The 14,629-nt window shown below is 63.8% G+C and carries 15 protein-coding genes and 1 pseudogene; 5 read left to right on the top strand and 11 right to left on the bottom strand.

From position 1 onward, the window contains the following. Positions 1–83 precede the first annotated feature (83 nt). The 7 genes from phoU to U6115_RS18505 form a co-directional block, all read right to left on the bottom strand. Positions 84–788, bottom strand: a complete 705-nt coding sequence (gene phoU / locus U6115_RS18475; protein WP_043575616.1) for a phosphate signaling complex protein PhoU — start codon at positions 786–788, stop codon at positions 84–86. A gap of 101 nt (positions 789–889) precedes the next feature. Further along, positions 890–1,549, bottom strand: coding sequence for a ribose-5-phosphate isomerase RpiA (gene rpiA / locus U6115_RS18480; RefSeq protein ID WP_043575618.1), 660 nt, complete (start codon positions 1,547–1,549; stop codon positions 890–892). 101 nt (positions 1,550–1,650) lie between these two features. Next, the gene (ispF, locus tag U6115_RS18485; protein ID WP_043575620.1) at positions 1,651–2,127 is read right to left on the bottom strand and encodes a 2-C-methyl-D-erythritol 2,4-cyclodiphosphate synthase; all 477 of its coding nucleotides are present in this window, start codon (positions 2,125–2,127) and stop codon (positions 1,651–1,653) included. Positions 2,128–2,149: 22 nt separating this feature from the next. Next, a complete protein-coding gene (gene ispD / locus U6115_RS18490) occupies positions 2,150–2,836 on the bottom strand; it encodes a 2-C-methyl-D-erythritol 4-phosphate cytidylyltransferase (RefSeq protein ID WP_043575622.1) in 687 nt (228 codons plus the stop codon). Between the two features lie 2 nt (positions 2,837–2,838). After that, the gene (gene dnaQ, locus U6115_RS18495; RefSeq protein ID WP_043575825.1) at positions 2,839–3,558 is read right to left on the bottom strand and encodes a DNA polymerase III subunit epsilon; all 720 of its coding nucleotides are present in this window, start codon (positions 3,556–3,558) and stop codon (positions 2,839–2,841) included. Positions 3,559–3,607: 49 nt separating this feature from the next. Then, on the bottom strand, positions 3,608–4,051 hold the full coding sequence (gene rnhA / locus U6115_RS18500) for a ribonuclease HI (RefSeq protein WP_043575624.1): 444 nt from the start codon (positions 4,049–4,051) through the stop codon (positions 3,608–3,610). An 11-nt stretch (positions 4,052–4,062) separates the two neighbouring features. After that, a complete protein-coding gene (locus tag U6115_RS18505) occupies positions 4,063–4,830 on the bottom strand; it encodes a class I SAM-dependent methyltransferase (protein WP_043575626.1) in 768 nt (255 codons plus the stop codon). Positions 4,831–4,843: 13 nt separating this feature from the next. Between U6115_RS18505 and gloB the strand changes: the two genes are divergently transcribed. Together gloB and U6115_RS18515 are read left to right on the top strand one after the other, a co-directional pair. Then, entirely contained in the window at positions 4,844–5,611 is a 768-nt protein-coding gene (gene gloB, locus U6115_RS18510) for a hydroxyacylglutathione hydrolase (protein WP_043575628.1), read from the top strand. Between the two features lie 201 nt (positions 5,612–5,812). After that, a complete protein-coding gene (locus tag U6115_RS18515; protein WP_230623370.1) occupies positions 5,813–7,591 on the top strand; it encodes a lytic transglycosylase in 1,779 nt (592 codons plus the stop codon). Between the two features lie 81 nt (positions 7,592–7,672). Here the strand turns inward: U6115_RS18515 and U6115_RS18520 are convergent, their stop codons facing one another. Both U6115_RS18520 and dtd read right to left on the bottom strand, forming a co-directional pair. Next, positions 7,673–8,728 (bottom strand): FUSC family protein, encoded by a 1,056-nt coding sequence (locus U6115_RS18520; protein WP_052258079.1) that lies wholly within the window; start codon positions 8,726–8,728, stop codon positions 7,673–7,675. Positions 8,729–8,732: 4 nt separating this feature from the next. After that, a complete protein-coding gene (gene dtd / locus U6115_RS18525) occupies positions 8,733–9,185 on the bottom strand; it encodes a D-aminoacyl-tRNA deacylase (RefSeq protein ID WP_043575630.1) in 453 nt (150 codons plus the stop codon). A gap of 114 nt (positions 9,186–9,299) precedes the next feature. Between dtd and yaaA the strand changes: the two genes are divergently transcribed. Then, positions 9,300–10,073 (top strand): peroxide stress protein YaaA, encoded by a 774-nt coding sequence (yaaA, locus tag U6115_RS18530; RefSeq protein ID WP_043575632.1) that lies wholly within the window; start codon positions 9,300–9,302, stop codon positions 10,071–10,073. A gap of 54 nt (positions 10,074–10,127) precedes the next feature. Further along, a complete protein-coding gene (locus tag U6115_RS18535) occupies positions 10,128–10,655 on the top strand; it encodes a GNAT family N-acetyltransferase (protein ID WP_047243812.1) in 528 nt (175 codons plus the stop codon). On the opposite strand, the gene U6115_RS18540 is transcribed toward U6115_RS18535, so the two are convergent. After that, positions 10,573–11,889 (bottom strand): esterase/lipase family protein, encoded by a 1,317-nt coding sequence (locus U6115_RS18540; protein WP_052258080.1) that lies wholly within the window; start codon positions 11,887–11,889, stop codon positions 10,573–10,575. The genes U6115_RS18535 and U6115_RS18540 overlap by 83 nt on opposite strands. Before the next feature lie 356 nt (positions 11,890–12,245). On the opposite strand from U6115_RS18540, the pseudogene U6115_RS18545 reads away from it, so the two are divergent. After that, positions 12,246–13,000 (top strand): annotated as a pseudogene (locus U6115_RS18545) (IS3 family transposase); the annotation flags it as partial. A gap of 74 nt (positions 13,001–13,074) precedes the next feature. Here U6115_RS18545 and U6115_RS18550 read toward each other — a convergent pair. Next, positions 13,075–14,568, bottom strand: a complete 1,494-nt coding sequence (locus tag U6115_RS18550; RefSeq protein ID WP_043575634.1) for an aldehyde dehydrogenase — start codon at positions 14,566–14,568, stop codon at positions 13,075–13,077. Between the last annotated feature and the right edge of the window lie 61 nt (positions 14,569–14,629).

The raw sequence follows: 14,629 nt of genomic DNA on the forward strand, positions 1-14,629 counted from the left end.
CACCGGCGCGCGCGGCAAGCAAAATGGCGGTAACCGCGAAATGTTACCGCCATTTTGCATCCAGCGTCATGTCCGAAGCTCGATCAGCGTCCCAGCGTCTCGCGCTTCTTGTCTTCCAGCGTGGTGTGGCGGATGTCCTTGCCCTTCACCAGGTAGACCACGTATTCGGAGATGTTCTTCGAATGGTCGCCGATGCGCTCGATCGCCTTGGAGATGAACAGCGTGTCGATAGACATGCTGATGGTGCGCGGGTCTTCCATCATGAAAGTGATCAGCTGGCGCAGCTCGGCGGCGAAATTCTCGTCCAGCCGCTCGTCCTCTTCCGCCAATTCCAGCGCGGCGCTGGTGTCCAGCCGGGCGAAGGCGTCCAGCGCGCGGCGCAGCATCGCCAACGCCACGGCGGCCATCTTCTCGATCTCGCGGAAGCGCGGCATCTGGTAGCGTTCCGCCTGATGGATGGTCTTGCCCATGCGCGCGATCTTCGCCGCTTCGTCGCCGATGCGCTCCAGGTCGGTGATGATCTTGATCACGGTGAAGACGATGCGCAGGTCGCTGGCCGCCGGCTGGCGGCGCGCGATGATGTGCAGGCAGTCGTCGTCTATGCCCACTTCCATCGCATTGACCAGCGCGTCCTCGGCCATCACCTTGTCCAGGCGGGCGATGTCGCCGGACATCATCGCTTCGATGGCGGACAGAATCTGCTGCTCCACCAGCCCGCCCATTTGCAATACGCGGGTCCGGATGGTTTCCAGCTCCAGATCGAACTGTTTGGAAATGTGATCTGCCATGTTCGCCTCTGAGTGTTGCGAGTAATCGGGATAAACAGCAATAGTAAGCCGGCTAGATGACAGTGCCGTGACATGACATCTAGCCGGCCGCGGCGACGGGCTTAGCGCAGCACTTCCACGCCGCTCTGCTTGCCCAGCACCAGCACGTCGGCGCGGCGGCGGGCGAACAAGCCGCAGGTGACGACGCCGGCGATGTGGTTGATGGTTTCCTCCAGTTCCACCGGCTTCATGATCTGCAGGCCGTGCACGTCGATGATCACGTTGCCGTTGTCGGTGGTCACGCCCTGGCGCAGCTCCGGGTGCCCGCCCAGGCGCACCAGCTCGCGCGCGACATAGCTGCGCGCCATCGGAATCACCTCGATGGGCAGCGGGAAGGCGCCCAGCATGGCCACGTACTTGTTCTCGTCGGCGATGCAGATGAATTCGTCGGCGACGCCGGCGACGATCTTCTCGCGCGTCAGCGCCGCGCCGCCGCCCTTGATCATGTGCAGGTGGTGGTTGATCTCGTCGGCGCCGTCGATGTACACCGTCAGCTTTTCCACTTCGTTCAGGTCGAACACCGGAATGTGATGGGCTTTCAGGCGGGCGGTGGACGCCTCGGAGCTCGACACCGCGCCCTTGATGCGGCCCTTGATGCCGGCCAGTTCCTCGATGAACAGGTTGACGGTGCTGCCGGTGCCCACGCCGATGATGGCGTCGTCCGGCACGAATTCCAGCGCCTTCTTGGCGACGGCGAGCTTCAGTTGATCCTGGGTCAGCATGGTAAGGCCTCCTGGCAAGTGTGAGGGCTCATGGCGGGCATGAGCAATGATAGGCGATTATCCCATAACGGGCCGGCCATGGCATGCCGGCCCGGCGCGGCTCAAGCCGGCATCAGCAAGCAGATGGCCTGGGCCTCTATCGCCTCGCAGCGCCCCAGATAGCCCAGCTTCTCGTTGGTTTTGCCCTTGACGTTGACCGCGCCGATCTCCAGCCCCAGATCCTCGGCGATATTGGCGCGCATCGCGTCGATGTGGGGCGCGAGCTTCGGTTTTTGCGCGATCAGCGTGCTGTCGACGTTGACCGGCCGCCAGCCGGCGGCGCGCACCCGGGCGGCGGCCTCGCGCAGCAGCGCGCGGCTGTCCGCGCCCTTGAACTCGGCGGCGGTATCCGGGAAATGGCGGCCGATGTCGCCCAGCGCGGCCGCGCCCAGCAGCGCGTCGGTAATCGCATGCAGCAGCGCGTCGGCGTCGGAGTGGCCGAGCAGGCCCTTCTCATGCGGAACCCGCACTCCGCCCAGGATCAGCGGCCGGCCTTCCACCAGTTGATGCACGTCGTAGCCTTGTCCGATACGGAACATCTTCTTCCTTTGGTTTTGCAGTTTACTGGCCGGCGCGGGCCGCCAGGATGGCGCGCGCCAGCGCCAGGTCGCGCGGGTAGGTCACTTTGAAATTCTGCGCGTCGCCTTCCACCAGCAGCGGCTTCAGGCCGGCGCGCTCGACCGCCGACGCCTCGTCGGTGATGTCGTCGGCCGGCTGCTCGCGCAAGGCCTTTTCCAACACCCCGGCGCGGAACATCTGCGGCGTCTGCGCCAGCCACAGGCCGTTGCGCGGCACCGTGGCGCCGACATGGCCTTCGCTGTCCGCGCGCTTGACGGTGTCCGGCACCGGCAGCGCCAGCAGGCCGCCCACCTGGTGGCCGGACAGGGTGGCGATCAGGCGCTCCACCGCCGCCACCGACAGGCAGCAGCGAGCGGCGTCGTGCACCAGCACCCAGTCGTCGGCATCGCATCCCAGCGCCGCCAGGCCGTTGCCCACGCTTTCGGCGCGCGAAGCCCCCCCCACGCGGCAAACCCGCAGCTTGGGCAGATCCCAGGCGAAGTCGTCGAACCATTCGTCCTGCGGCGAAATCACCACCGCCACTTCGTCTATCGCCGACACCGCCGCCAACGTGGCCAGCGTGTGCCACATCAGCGGCTTGCCGTTGAGCTGCAGGTATTGCTTGGGACTGGCCGCGCCGAAACGGCTGCCGGAGCCGGCCGCCGGCACCAGGGCGATATACCTGGCCATGCTCAGCCCTCCGCCTGCGCCGGCTGCTCCAGGCTGCGCCACAGGCACTGTCCCTTCACCGCCTTGTCCAGCGCGTCGAGGTAGGCCTGGTGTTCGGCCTGCTCCGCTTCGCTGGCGGCCAGCACCGTCAACGGTTTGCGCTCGAACTGGATGGCGCCGCCGGCGTCGCCGGGCAGCTCCACGTCGATGTCCATCGCCAGGCTTTCCTGACCGCGCGTCATCCACAGGTACACCTCGGACAGCAGCTCGCAGTCCACCAGCGCGCCGTGCAAGGTACGGTTGGAGCGGTCGATCTCGAAGCGGTCGCACAAGGCGTCCAGGCTGTTGCGCTTGCCCGGGAACATGTCGCGCGCTTCGCGCAGCGTGTCGATCACGCTGGCGCACAGCTTGTCGATCGGCTCCAGGCCCAGCTTGGCGAATTCGGCGTTGAGGAAGCCCACATCGAACGGCGCGTTGTGGATGATCAGTTCGGCGCCGCGCAGGAAATCTGCGATTTCCTGCGCCACCTGGCGGTATACCGGCTTGCCGGCGAGAAACTCCAGCGAGATGCCGTGCACCCGCTGCGCGTCCGGATCGATGTCGCGCTCGGGATGGATGTAAAGATGCAGGTGCTTGCCGGTCAGCTTGCGGCCGACCATTTCCAGGCCGGCGAATTCGATGATGCGATGGCCCTGGTTCGGATCGAGACCGGTGGTTTCGGTATCGAGGATAATCTGTCTCATGCTGCTTCCCGCGGGCCGCTCCATGGCGGGCGGCCGCAACTTGTCTTGCTCAGACCGTCTCCACGCCCTTGTTGGCGAGTTGGTCGGCTCTTTCGTTGAATTCGTGGCCGGCGTGGCCCTTCACCCAGCGCCACTCCACCGCCAGATGGCGGTTGCGCTCGGCGTCCAGCTGCTGCCACAGGTCGGCGTTCTTCACCGGCTCCTTGGCCGCGGTCTTCCAGCCGCGCGCCTTCCAGCCGTGTATCCACTCGGAGATGCCCTTCTGCACATACTGCGAGTCGGTATAGACCACCACCTGGCACGGCCGGTTCAACGAGGCCAGCGCGCGGATCACCGCCATGATCTCCATCCGGTTGTTGGTGGTGCCGCGCTCGCCGCCGAATATCTCCTTCTCCCGCCCCTTGTAGCGCAGCAGCGCGCCCCAGCCGCCGGGCCCGGGATTGCCCTTGCAGGCGCCGTCGGTGTAAATCTCGACCTTGTCTTCCGTTGTCATGCTGTCTCTAGTCAATGGCAGGACGGCGCGCCGTCCCGCTCGGTTGCGTCGGGGCGCTTGTGGGTGTGCTGGCGCTCATTGCCAGCCACCACTCCCAGCGCGCCCTTGTTCTTGGCCTGCTTCTGCTTCCAGTTTGGGGTGATCAGCCGCATGCCGCGCTGGCGCTTCACCGCCTCGATGCCGTACACCCCGGCGGCCAGCGGCCACCAGCGCTCGCCGGCGTCTTCCATGAAGTCGCAGCGGCACAGCCAGTCGCCGCGCGCGAACGGCGGCGCATAGGCCATGAAGGCCGCCTCTTCCAGTTCGAGATCCAGCAGCGTCAGCCAGTCCTTCACCCGCAGTTGGGTCAGGAAGCTGCCGTTCCACGGCACCGACTCGCGCCCCTGGATCAAGCGGCGCACGCCCCACAGCGACAGCGGATTGAAGCCCGTGAGGATCAACCGCCCCTCAGGCATCAGCACCCGGTCGGCTTCACGCAATACCTGGTGCGGCAGAGTGGTAAAATCCAGCACATGGGGCATCACCAGCAGATCGAGGCTGCGGTTCTCGAAAGGCAGGAAGGCCGGATCGCAGCGGACATCCACCTCTCCGGCCTCCGCCACCCGGCATTGCCAGGGGATGCGGTTGCCGCGCAGGCAGTCCATCTCCGGCACGCCCACCTGCACCGCGTGGTAGCCGAACACGTCGGCCACCGCCCGTTCGAAGTAATCTTGCTCGCGCGCCAGCAGATAACGGCCCAGTTCGGTGCCGGTCAGCCAGCCGCCAAACGAATTTTTCATTGAGGAAGGCCTTATGCCAGCCAAGTTCAGCGTCACCCCGGTCGGGGCGTTCTCAGACAATTATATCTGGGTTTTGCGGCTCGACGATCGCGCCGTTGCCGTCGACCCCGGCGACGCGGCGCCGTTGCTAGCGTTCCTGCGCCGGGAAAAGCTGCGGCTCGAGGCCATCCTGATCACCCACCACCACGCCGACCACTGCGGCGGCCTGGCCGAACTCTCCCGCGACTGGCCGGATGCGCCGGTATACGGCCCGCCGGGCATCTCCGGCGTGACGGCGGCGGTCAAGGAAGGCGATGAAGTGCCGCTCGCGTTCGGACCGGCCGAGGTGCTGGCGGTGCCTGGCCACACGCTGGACCACCTGGCATACCGGATCGGCGACCACCTGTTTTGCGGCGACACGATGTTCGCCGCAGGCTGCGGCAGGGTTTTCGAGGGCACGCCCGCGCAACTGCTCGCTTCGCTGAAAAAACTGGCGCAACTGCCGCCCCGGACCAAAGTTTACCCCGCCCACGAGTACACGCTGTCGAATCTGCGCTTCGCCCTAGCCGCCGACCCCCTCAACCCAGTGCTGGCGATGCGGCAAAGCCGCGACCAGGCGCTGCGCGAGCAGGGCTTGCCCACGCTGCCCAGCACCATCGCCGTCGAACTGGCCAGCAACCCCTTCCTGCGCTGCCAGGAGCCGGCCATCCGCGCATCCCTGCTGGCGCAAGGCGGCCGCGCCGACGACGCAGAGGCCGACAGCTTCGCTCGCCTGCGCGCCTGGAAGAACGATTTCCGCTAAAAACCCCATGCAGGATAAGTAAATTCCCTAGGCCGGACGCCAATCGACTTCACACGCCTGGCAAATAGGCTATTAACAATGAAAGCGCATGAAAATATGTGGTTTTTTCAATTGACACCCCATATGCGCATGTTTAGGATCAGCCGGAATCTGAATTATGGGCCCGTCTGCATGAAACGCCTCACCCCGTTGGCACTAACCGTGTCTCTAGCATTGCTATCCGCATCGCCGGCCATCGCCGGCGCCGACCCCGTCGTTCGCGCTCCCGGCGTAGATGAAGGGATGGCCGCCGGCCTGGATATGATGCTGCAGAACTCCAGCCTGTTGCGCAATGGCGACGACGTCTGGAAACGGGCCAGGGAAGGTTTCCGGCTGGACGAGGTCAACGCCGACACCGTGCGCCGGCAGGAGCGCTTCTACGCCAGCCGCCCGGAATACTTCAAGCGCACGCTGGACCGCAGCCGCAAATATCTGTTCCATATCATGAACGAGGTGGAGCGCCGCGGCATGCCGACCGAAATCGCGCTGCTGCCGATGGTGGAAAGCGCCTTCGTTCCCACCGCGCTGTCGCGCGTGCCCGCTTATATCTCCCCCACCGGCGCGTCCGGGCTGTGGCAGATCATGCCGGCCACCGGCCGCCAATACGGCCTGGAGCAAACCTGGTGGTACGACGGCCGCCGCGACGTGATGGAGTCGACCCGCGCCGCGCTGGACTACCTGCAAAACCTGTACGCCCAGTTCGGCGACTGGAACCTGGCGCTGGCCGCCTACAACTGGGGCGAAGGCAATGTCGCCCGCGCGCTTGCCAAAGCGCAGGCCGCAGGCCAGCCGGCCACCTACGAAAGCATCCGCCTGCCCAACGAAACCCGCAACTACGTGCCCAAGCTGCTGGCGGTGCGCAACATCCTGCTGAATCCGGAAAAATTCGGCGTGCGGCTGGACAAGTTTCCCAACAAGCCCTACTTCGTCGCGGTTTCCGCCAGCAAGCACATGAACATCGACATCGCCGCCCGGCTGGCCGGCATATCGGTGGCGGAGTTCAAAGAGCTGAACCCGGCCTTCAACCTGCCGGTGTTCGCCTACAAGGCCGGCCGGCAGATGCTGCTGCCCGCCGCCAAGGCCGACAAGTTCCAGGCCAATCTGGACAAATGGAACCAGCCGCTGCTGACTTGGGAAGTCTACATCCCCAAAACCGATGAAAGCGCCAATAGCATCGCCAGCAGCCACGGCATGAGCGCCGGCCAGCTGCAAGCGGCCAATCGCCTGAACAGCCCGACGCTGAAGGCCGGCCAACCGGTTCTGGTGGCGATGAACAAAACCCTGAACGATGGCCAGCCGCTGGAGTCCACCGATGCGCAGATCGGCGACGCGCCGGCCGGCGCCACCCTGCTGGCCAAGGCCGACGCCGCCGCCGCGCCGCAGCCGGCGCCCGCAGTTGCTCAGGCAACTCCCGCCCCCGTCATCATGACCGCTACCGCCGCCCCCGCGGCGCCCCAGGCGCAGGATGCCGTCCCGCGTCAAACCGTGGTGATCGCCAGCGCCGGAGTTCAGGACGGCGCCGCCAAGTCGCTGGCCACCCGCGATCTCGGCAGCTATACCGTCGCCAGCGGCGACACCCTGTACAGCATCGCCCGCCGCAACAATCTGGCCGTGGAAGAACTCAAGTCGCTGAACAGGCTGGACGGCAATATCGTGCAAGTCGGCCAGCAACTGCAGCTGCAATCCGTCGAACAAGGCGAGACTCAGCTGGCCAGCGCCGGCCCGTCCGACCGCGACGCCGACCCGGCCCTGATCCAGGTCAGCGACAGCCGGCCCGCGCCGGCCCGCCACTCCACCGAATACACGGTGAAACGCGGCGACACCCTGTTCAGCATCGCCCGCCGCTTCGGCGTCAAGCACGACGACATCCAGCGCCTCAATGGCAGCCGCCAGGCCAGTCGCCTGCAGCCGGGGCAAAAGGTGAAGATCGTCGGCCTGTGAGCACCGCCGCCACCTAGCTGAACGATGAACGGCCCGGAACATTCCGGGCCGTTTTCATATCCGATGGCGCGCGTCCTTGGGCTATTTCATCCCCCGCCCCAAACCCAGCATGCGCCGCACCAGGCTGCGCGCCGGCGGCGGCACCGCGATCAGCTGCGGCAGCGTCTGGCGCAGGTTTTGCCGCAACTCCTCCACCGTCAGCGTCAACTCCGCCACCAGCCAATGGCAATGCGACGGCCACTGCATCCGCGACGGATTGTCAGCCGCCGGCAAAGGCTGCTCCAGCAGCTGCGGCTGGTTGAAACGCAACGCATGCGCCGCGCGCAGCAAGGTGCGCACGATGGCGCGCCGCGGCGAACGCTCCTCCGCCAAGGCCGGCGTCGCCGCCGCCACTTCCGCCATCCGGTCCAGCAGCGTCCACATGCCGCGCTGGCAACGCTGCACCTGCTCCAGCCGGCCGTGCGCCAGCGACGACTCCTGCGTCACCGCCGGCAGCAAGCCCCGCATCAGGATCAACCGAGCGTTGAACTCCGCCAGCGCGGCATCGCCCTCCACCGGCAGGCGCCGCGCGATGCGGTTGTACAGCAGCGCCGCCTCGCGCAGATTGTCCGCCAGCAGAAAGCGCCAGCTGTCTATCGCCCGCAACGGCAGCGTGGCCGCCGCCGCCATGCCGATCAGCGAGCCGATCAACACATTGCAGCTGCGCCACAGCGCTTCGGCGATCGGTTCGTCGCCCAGGCCGCCGACAATCACCAGCGTGATGCCGGTCAGCAAGGCCAGGTAACCGCCGCGGCCCTGGGCGTGCCAGGTGCTCAGACCCACCACCGCCGCCATCCATGCATAACAGGCATACGGCGACCAGCCATGCAGCACGATGGCGGCCAGGCCGGCCAGCGCCCCCAGCAGCGAACCGCCCATACGCTCCAAGGCCTTGCGCTGAACGCCGCCCCAGTGCGGCGCGCCGCCCAACACGATCAAAATCGTCACCAGCATCCAGCCGCCATGCGGCATGCCGGACCAGAGCGTCAGCAGCAAGCCGAACAAAAACGCCAGCGCCACCCGCAACACATGCACCTGGCGCGCGTAGCGGTTCAGGTAATACGGCACCACCAGCACCCGCCACGGCAGCTTGTTCATCGCCTCACTCCGGATTGCGGCTATCCAGCCAGATGGTCACCGGACCATCATTGACCAGGCTCACCAGCATGTCGGCGCCGAACACCCCGGTAGGCACCGGCTTGCCCAGCGCCGCCGCCAGTTCGGCGACGAAGCGGTCGAACAAGGGCTGCGAAATCTCGCCGCGCGCCGCGCGCGAATACGATGGCCGATTGCCTTTTTTCACGCTGGCGTGCAAGGTGAACTGGCTGACCGCCAGCGCCTGCCCGCCGCTCTCCAGCAGCGAACGGTTCATCACCCCGTTCTCGTCGCCGAAAATGCGCAGCTGGCTGATTTTGCGCACCAGCCAGCCGATATCGTCGCCGCCATCCGCCTCTTCCACGCCCACCAGCAGCAGCAAGCCTTCGCCTATACGCCCCTTTACCTCGCCGGCAACCGTCACCTCCGCCTGGCTGACTCTCTGCACCAACACCCGCATCCGGCTCCTCCTCGTCATCACACACGGTTCATTCTATCCAATCCCGCCGCCGCACGCCGCCCGCGGCGGCAAGCTTGCTACAATAGCCGGCTATTCATCAAAAGGATTTGCCGCATGTTGATGGTCATCTCGCCGGCCAAGACGCTGGACTACCAGACGCCCCCCGCCTCCGCGCAATTCAGCCAGCCCGGCCTGCTGGAGCACAGCGCCGAACTGATAAGCGAGCTGCGACGCAAAAGCCCGCTGGAAATCAGCCAGTTGATGAGCATCAGCGACGCGCTGGCCAACCTCAACGTCGGCCGCTACGCCGACTGGCAGCCGCCATTTGCCCCGAACAACGCCAAACAGGCGCTGTACGCCTTCAAGGGAGATGTCTACGAAGGCCTCGACGCCGGTAGCCTGAGTCCCGACGCCACCGGCTACCTGCAGCAGCGCCTGCGCATCCTGTCCGGCCTGTACGGCGTGCTGCGTCCGCTGGACCTGATGCAGGCCTACCGCCTGGAAATGGGCACCCGGCTGGCCAACCCGCGCGGCAAGAACCTGTACGAGTTCTGGGGACGGATCGTCACCGACGCGCTGAACGCGCAACTGGAACAGCTGGGACAAAGCGTCCTGGTCAACCTGGCATCGGAAGAGTATTTCAAGTCGGTCAAACCGAAGCAGCTGAACGCCGCCATCGTGACGCCGGTATTCCAGGACCGCAAGAATGGCCAGTACAAGATCATCAGCTTCTACGCCAAGCGCGCGCGCGGCCTGATGGCGCGCTGGGCCGCCGAGCATCGCGTGCTGCAGCCGGAAGCTTTGCGCGACTTCGACAGCGAAGGCTACGCTTTCGACGCCTCAGCCTCCAGCGAGCTGACCTGGGTGTTCCGCCGCGATCTGGAATAACCTCCGCGCCATCCGAGCCATGGCCGGCAACACCCGGCCCGACAGGATAAAGACATGATCACTACCCGACTGGCCACACCGGCCGATTGCGATGTGCTGGCCGAGCTGTTTTACCTGATAGACCGGCATTATTTCGGCGCCGACCGCGCCAATCTGGACGCCTCGGCACGCTATGTCGCCGCCAATCTGTTCCAGCCGCACTGCGGCGTGCAGACCATGCTGGCCCAGCGCGATGGCCAAACGCTAGGCCTGGCGACATTCTCCCTGCTCTACCCCGCGCCGGAGTACAGCGGCCAGCTGTTCATGAAGGATCTGTTCACCCGCAAGGAAGCCCGCGGCAGCGGCGCCGGCCAGACCCTGCTGCGAGCCTTAGCCAGCTTGGCGCTGGAGCGCGGCTGCCAACGGCTGGACTGGACCGCCGAGCGCGGCAACCAGGCAGCCCTCGCCTTCTATGACCGAATAGGCGCCGGCGTGGTGGAGGACAAGGTGTATTACCGCATCAGCGGCGCAGCATTGGCGGCCTTCGCCCGCCATCCGGCTGACCAGCAGCCGGCAGCGCATAGCTGGCCAGCGCCGCGCTGACATCGCGCGACACTTCATCCGCATGCAGAATGCCGGCATGAGATTGCTGGTAACCCTTGATGCGGAAAGCCTGGCTCTGCGCCTCGTCGCGCAGTTGGCTGCTCAGCGCCACCCGGCCATCCCCTGGTTCCCGCGACATCCATCTGCCGCGCTGAAAGCCGAACAGCAACACATGCCGGGTCGCCGCCGGCAGTGTCTTGGGCGAGCCGTCCGCGCGCACGAATAATTGCCGCAAAAAAGCGCTGTCCGGCGCCAGATTGCGCCAGCTGTCCACTACCCATGGCGCCGGCGTGCGCCTCACCCCCACGCCTGCGCCGCCATCCCCGGCCCATGGCGTCGCCAGTGTCAACAGCAGCGGCACCGTGACCGCCGGCCGATCCACAGCCATGTCCAGCAGCAACTGGCGCGCCACCAGCCCGCCCATGCTGTGCGCGACCACCACCAAACTCGGAAAATGAAAGCGCCGCTGCAATTGCAGCAAAACCACGTGCAGCATTTGCGCCGAAACCGTCAAATCGCTCCCGCTGGGATAAAACGCCAGCCATGGCTGAAAACGGCTGACGTCCAAACCCTGGACCAACGTGTCGAAGTTGCGCGGCGTCCCGCCCATGCCATGAATGAACAGCACCGGGATCTTGCCCTCCTGGTACGGATGCAGGAAATAAATGCCGGGATGCGCCTGGCGCATGAACAGGTCTGGATGCCAGATGCCCTGCTGCCCATACTCCGACGTCCACAGCGGATCATCCATCCTGCCGACCTCCCCCACGCTCAACGCGCGGCCCTGCGGCAGAGCAAGCGGCCCAGGCCGTGACTCCTGCAGCATCTTGCGCACCTCGCCGCCTGGCTGCCGCGATCCCAGATCGATATCCAATCCGCGCAGCGGCCTGCCTCCCGCGCAGACCAGCGGCTCGCCGCCGCCGGCCTCGCCCCAAGACTCGCCGCCGCTCCATTGCTGGTCGCCCGCCTCGTCCTGGAACGCCAACGCCAGATAGCGCCCCGGCGCGGCCGCCAGCCGCCACTCCCCACCCTGCTGCAACACTTGCTGCGCGGCCAGCTCTGGCAGGCCCTCTCCCAAAGCGTACAGATTGACGATCACCGCCCCCGGCCTTGCCGACTGCGCCGCGCCGGAGAAGCTGCACAGCTCGCCCCCCCGCGGCGACATCGCGCACCCGGCCAGCGCGGCGCACAGCGCCAGGGCATGGCAGAAACGGCCCACCCGCGAATTCGTCACTCCGCCTCCTCCCGATCGCGCCATAAAATGACAACGTCAAAACAAACCATACCACTAGCGCTGCGACGACACTACCGCACGGCGAGACATCCCGGCGCCTCTCCAGCCGCCAAGAAAAAAACCCGGCGGAAGCTGCCGGGGCGATTGCCGGAATTCGGCGGCCCGGATTATGAAACCGGCAAACCCGAATCGATACTATATTTGTATACCGCATCACGGAATCTAGATGCAAAGCCCTCTTCTCCCCAGCAACGAGCAGGAGCGCATTCAGGCCTTGTAACCTCCTCCCGCAAAAACGTAGCGGCGAAAGTAGAGATTTCTAGCAAATTTAAGCCCATCCGGGCAGGAGATTTGTCATGAAAAAATCGAAGTTCACCGAAGAACAGATTGCCTTCGCGTTGCGCTAGGCGGAGTCCGGCACCACCGTCGCCGAGGTCTGCCGCAAGATGGGTGTTTCCGAAGCCACCCCCTACAACTGGAAGAAGAAATACGGCGGCTTGGGCGTCAGCGAGCTGCGCCGCTTGAAGCAGTTGGAAGAGGAGAACGCCCGCCTCAAGCGCATGGTCGCCGACCTGAGCCTGGACAAGCAGATGCTGCAGGAAGTCATCCAAAAAAAGCTGAGAGGCCGGCCCGCAAACGCGAGTTGGCCAACTTCCTGATCGACGCGTACCGCGTCAGCATCCGTCGCGCCACCGCGGTCATTCAGCTGCGGCAAGCTACCTATTTTTACCGCCCTCACCCTCGAGACGATCGTGCGGAGCGGCAGCGAATCCGCGAGATCGCCGCCACCCGCATTTGTTATGGCGCGCGCCGCATCCACATCTTGCTGCGGCGGGAAGGCTGGCGGATCCATCACAAGAAGACCTGCCGGATCTATTGCGAAGAAGGTCTGAATCTGCGGCGCAAGCGGCCCAAACGGCGAGTGGCAGCGGCGCATCGCCACGCTCGGCCGGCCGTCTCCAATTTGAATGCGTGCTGGAGCATGGATTTCGTCGCCGATCCGCTGTTCAACGGCCAGAAAATCCGGCCCTTAACTGTGGTGGATAATTTTAGCTGGGAGAGTCTGGCGATCACGGTGGATTTCGCGCTGAAAGCTGCGGACGTGGTTGCTAGTATCCATTCAAAATAAAAAGAGAGGCTTAGCCTCTCTTTTTCCACTCCTTTTTATCCTGTAAAAAAATATCGTTATAGCTTGATCAAAGTACTCTTCAGCTCTGTGTATTTTTCAAGCGCGTGTAATGACTTGTCGCGACCATTGCCAGACTGTTTATAGCCGCCAAACGGCAAGTTCATATCCCCACCCTCCTCATAGCAGTTGACCCAAACCGTACCCGCACGAAGCTGACGCGCCACTTTATGCGCTGTCGAGACATCCTGAGTCCACACTGCCGCCCCAAGTCCATATTGGCTATCGTTGGCAATCCGCACGGCCTCATCCACATCATCAAAGGTAATCACTGATAAAACGGGGCCAAATATTTCTTCACGGCAAATCGTCAAGTTTGGCTGCGGGCAATCAAAAATAGCAGGCTCAATAAACAAACCATCTGGGTGGATAGCTTGGACAGCAGCACCACCTTGTAGCAGCGTAGCGCCTTCTTTTTGTCCTTGCGCTATATATGACAGGACTTTATCAAACTGCCGTTGATCGACAACTGCACCCAAGTTCGTTTCAGGTGACAATGGATCTCCAGGACGATAATCAGCCATCGCCACTTTCAGTTCAGACAAGAAGGCTTCGCGTATTTCTCTAGCCACCAAGACACGAGACCCTGCCGTACACATTTGACCAGCGTTATAACAAATAGCACCAGCTGCCGCTCTCGCAGCTGCCTTAAGATCCTTGCAGTCTGCCAAGATAATATTCGGGCTTTTCCCGCCCAACTCCAACCACACGCGCTTGAGATTGCTTTGTGCCGCATAGTTGGCGATCTGCTTGCCAACCGCCGTCGATCCGGTAAAGGCGACGCAATCCACATCCAGATGTGATGCCAAGGCCTGGCCAACGTTCCCCGCCCCCGGCAAGACCTGAAAAATACCAGGCGGAATGCCCGCTGCTTCAGCGAGAGCGGCAATACGGATTGCGGTAAGGGGCGACTTCTCAGAGGGCTTCAGAATGACCGCATTGCCTGCGGCTAACGCCGGAGCAAACTTCCAGCTTGCCATCAGCAAAGGGAAGTTCCACGGCACAATAGCTGCCACCACGCCGACAGGCTCGCGCGTCACCATGCCAAGCAACGCCGGATCGACAGGCACAACCTCACCCGGAACCTTGTCAATCAGCTCGGCAAACCAACTGATGCAGTAAGCCGTATTGGAAATATCAACGCTTAGAGCGTTGGCGATGGGTTTGCCAACATCCAATGATTCCAAGAGCGCTAATTCTTCAATATTGTCCTGGATGAGCGAAGCAAATCGTTTCAGTATTTCCATCTTGGAACGCGGCGCCAGCTCGGACCATGCGCCACCATCGAATGCCCGCCTCGCTGCACGCACCGCTAGCTCCACATCCTCTTCACCGCACCACTCAATAGATGCCAACACCTTGCCGGTTGCGGGATTGATCGTTGTGAACTCTTTGCCGCTCAGCGCTTTCCGGTAAGCGCCATCGATGTAAGCGCGGCCTTCGAAATGCAATTGCTCTGCTTTTTTCTGCCAATTGATCGTACCGGTAGACATGTATGCTTTCCTTTTTTTGTACTATCTCTGGTTTACGTGCAAAAAATCACAAATCTAGATG

It is taken from the genome of Chromobacterium subtsugae, from assembly GCF_035919665.1.
GTDB classification, from domain to species: domain Bacteria; phylum Pseudomonadota; class Gammaproteobacteria; order Burkholderiales; family Chromobacteriaceae; genus Chromobacterium; species Chromobacterium subtsugae.

Excerpts from the sequence above, each read along its gene's own strand:
- ispD (WP_043575622.1), bottom strand. The coding sequence starts at position 2,836 with ATGGCCAGGTATATCGCCCTGGTGCCGGCGGCCGGCTCCGGCAGCCGT.
- rpiA (WP_043575618.1), bottom strand. The coding sequence starts at position 1,549 with ATGCTGACCCAGGATCAACTGAAGCTCGCCGTCGCCAAGAAGGCGCTG.
- gloB (WP_043575628.1), top strand. The coding sequence starts at position 4,844 with ATGCCAGCCAAGTTCAGCGTCACCCCGGTCGGGGCGTTCTCAGACAAT.
- dnaQ (WP_043575825.1), bottom strand. The coding sequence starts at position 3,558 with ATGAGACAGATTATCCTCGATACCGAAACCACCGGTCTCGATCCGAAC.
- ispF (WP_043575620.1), bottom strand. The coding sequence starts at position 2,127 with ATGTTCCGTATCGGACAAGGCTACGACGTGCATCAACTGGTGGAAGGC.
- U6115_RS18535 (WP_047243812.1), top strand. The coding sequence starts at position 10,128 with ATGATCACTACCCGACTGGCCACACCGGCCGATTGCGATGTGCTGGCC.
- U6115_RS18520 (WP_052258079.1), bottom strand. The coding sequence starts at position 8,728 with ATGAACAAGCTGCCGTGGCGGGTGCTGGTGGTGCCGTATTACCTGAAC.
- dtd (WP_043575630.1), bottom strand. The coding sequence starts at position 9,185 with ATGCGGGTGTTGGTGCAGAGAGTCAGCCAGGCGGAGGTGACGGTTGCC.
- U6115_RS18550 (WP_043575634.1), bottom strand. The coding sequence starts at position 14,568 with ATGTCTACCGGTACGATCAATTGGCAGAAAAAAGCAGAGCAATTGCAT.
- rnhA (WP_043575624.1), bottom strand. The coding sequence starts at position 4,051 with ATGACAACGGAAGACAAGGTCGAGATTTACACCGACGGCGCCTGCAAG.
- yaaA (WP_043575632.1), top strand. The coding sequence starts at position 9,300 with ATGTTGATGGTCATCTCGCCGGCCAAGACGCTGGACTACCAGACGCCC.
- phoU (WP_043575616.1), bottom strand. The coding sequence starts at position 788 with ATGGCAGATCACATTTCCAAACAGTTCGATCTGGAGCTGGAAACCATC.
- U6115_RS18505 (WP_043575626.1), bottom strand. The coding sequence starts at position 4,830 with ATGAAAAATTCGTTTGGCGGCTGGCTGACCGGCACCGAACTGGGCCGT.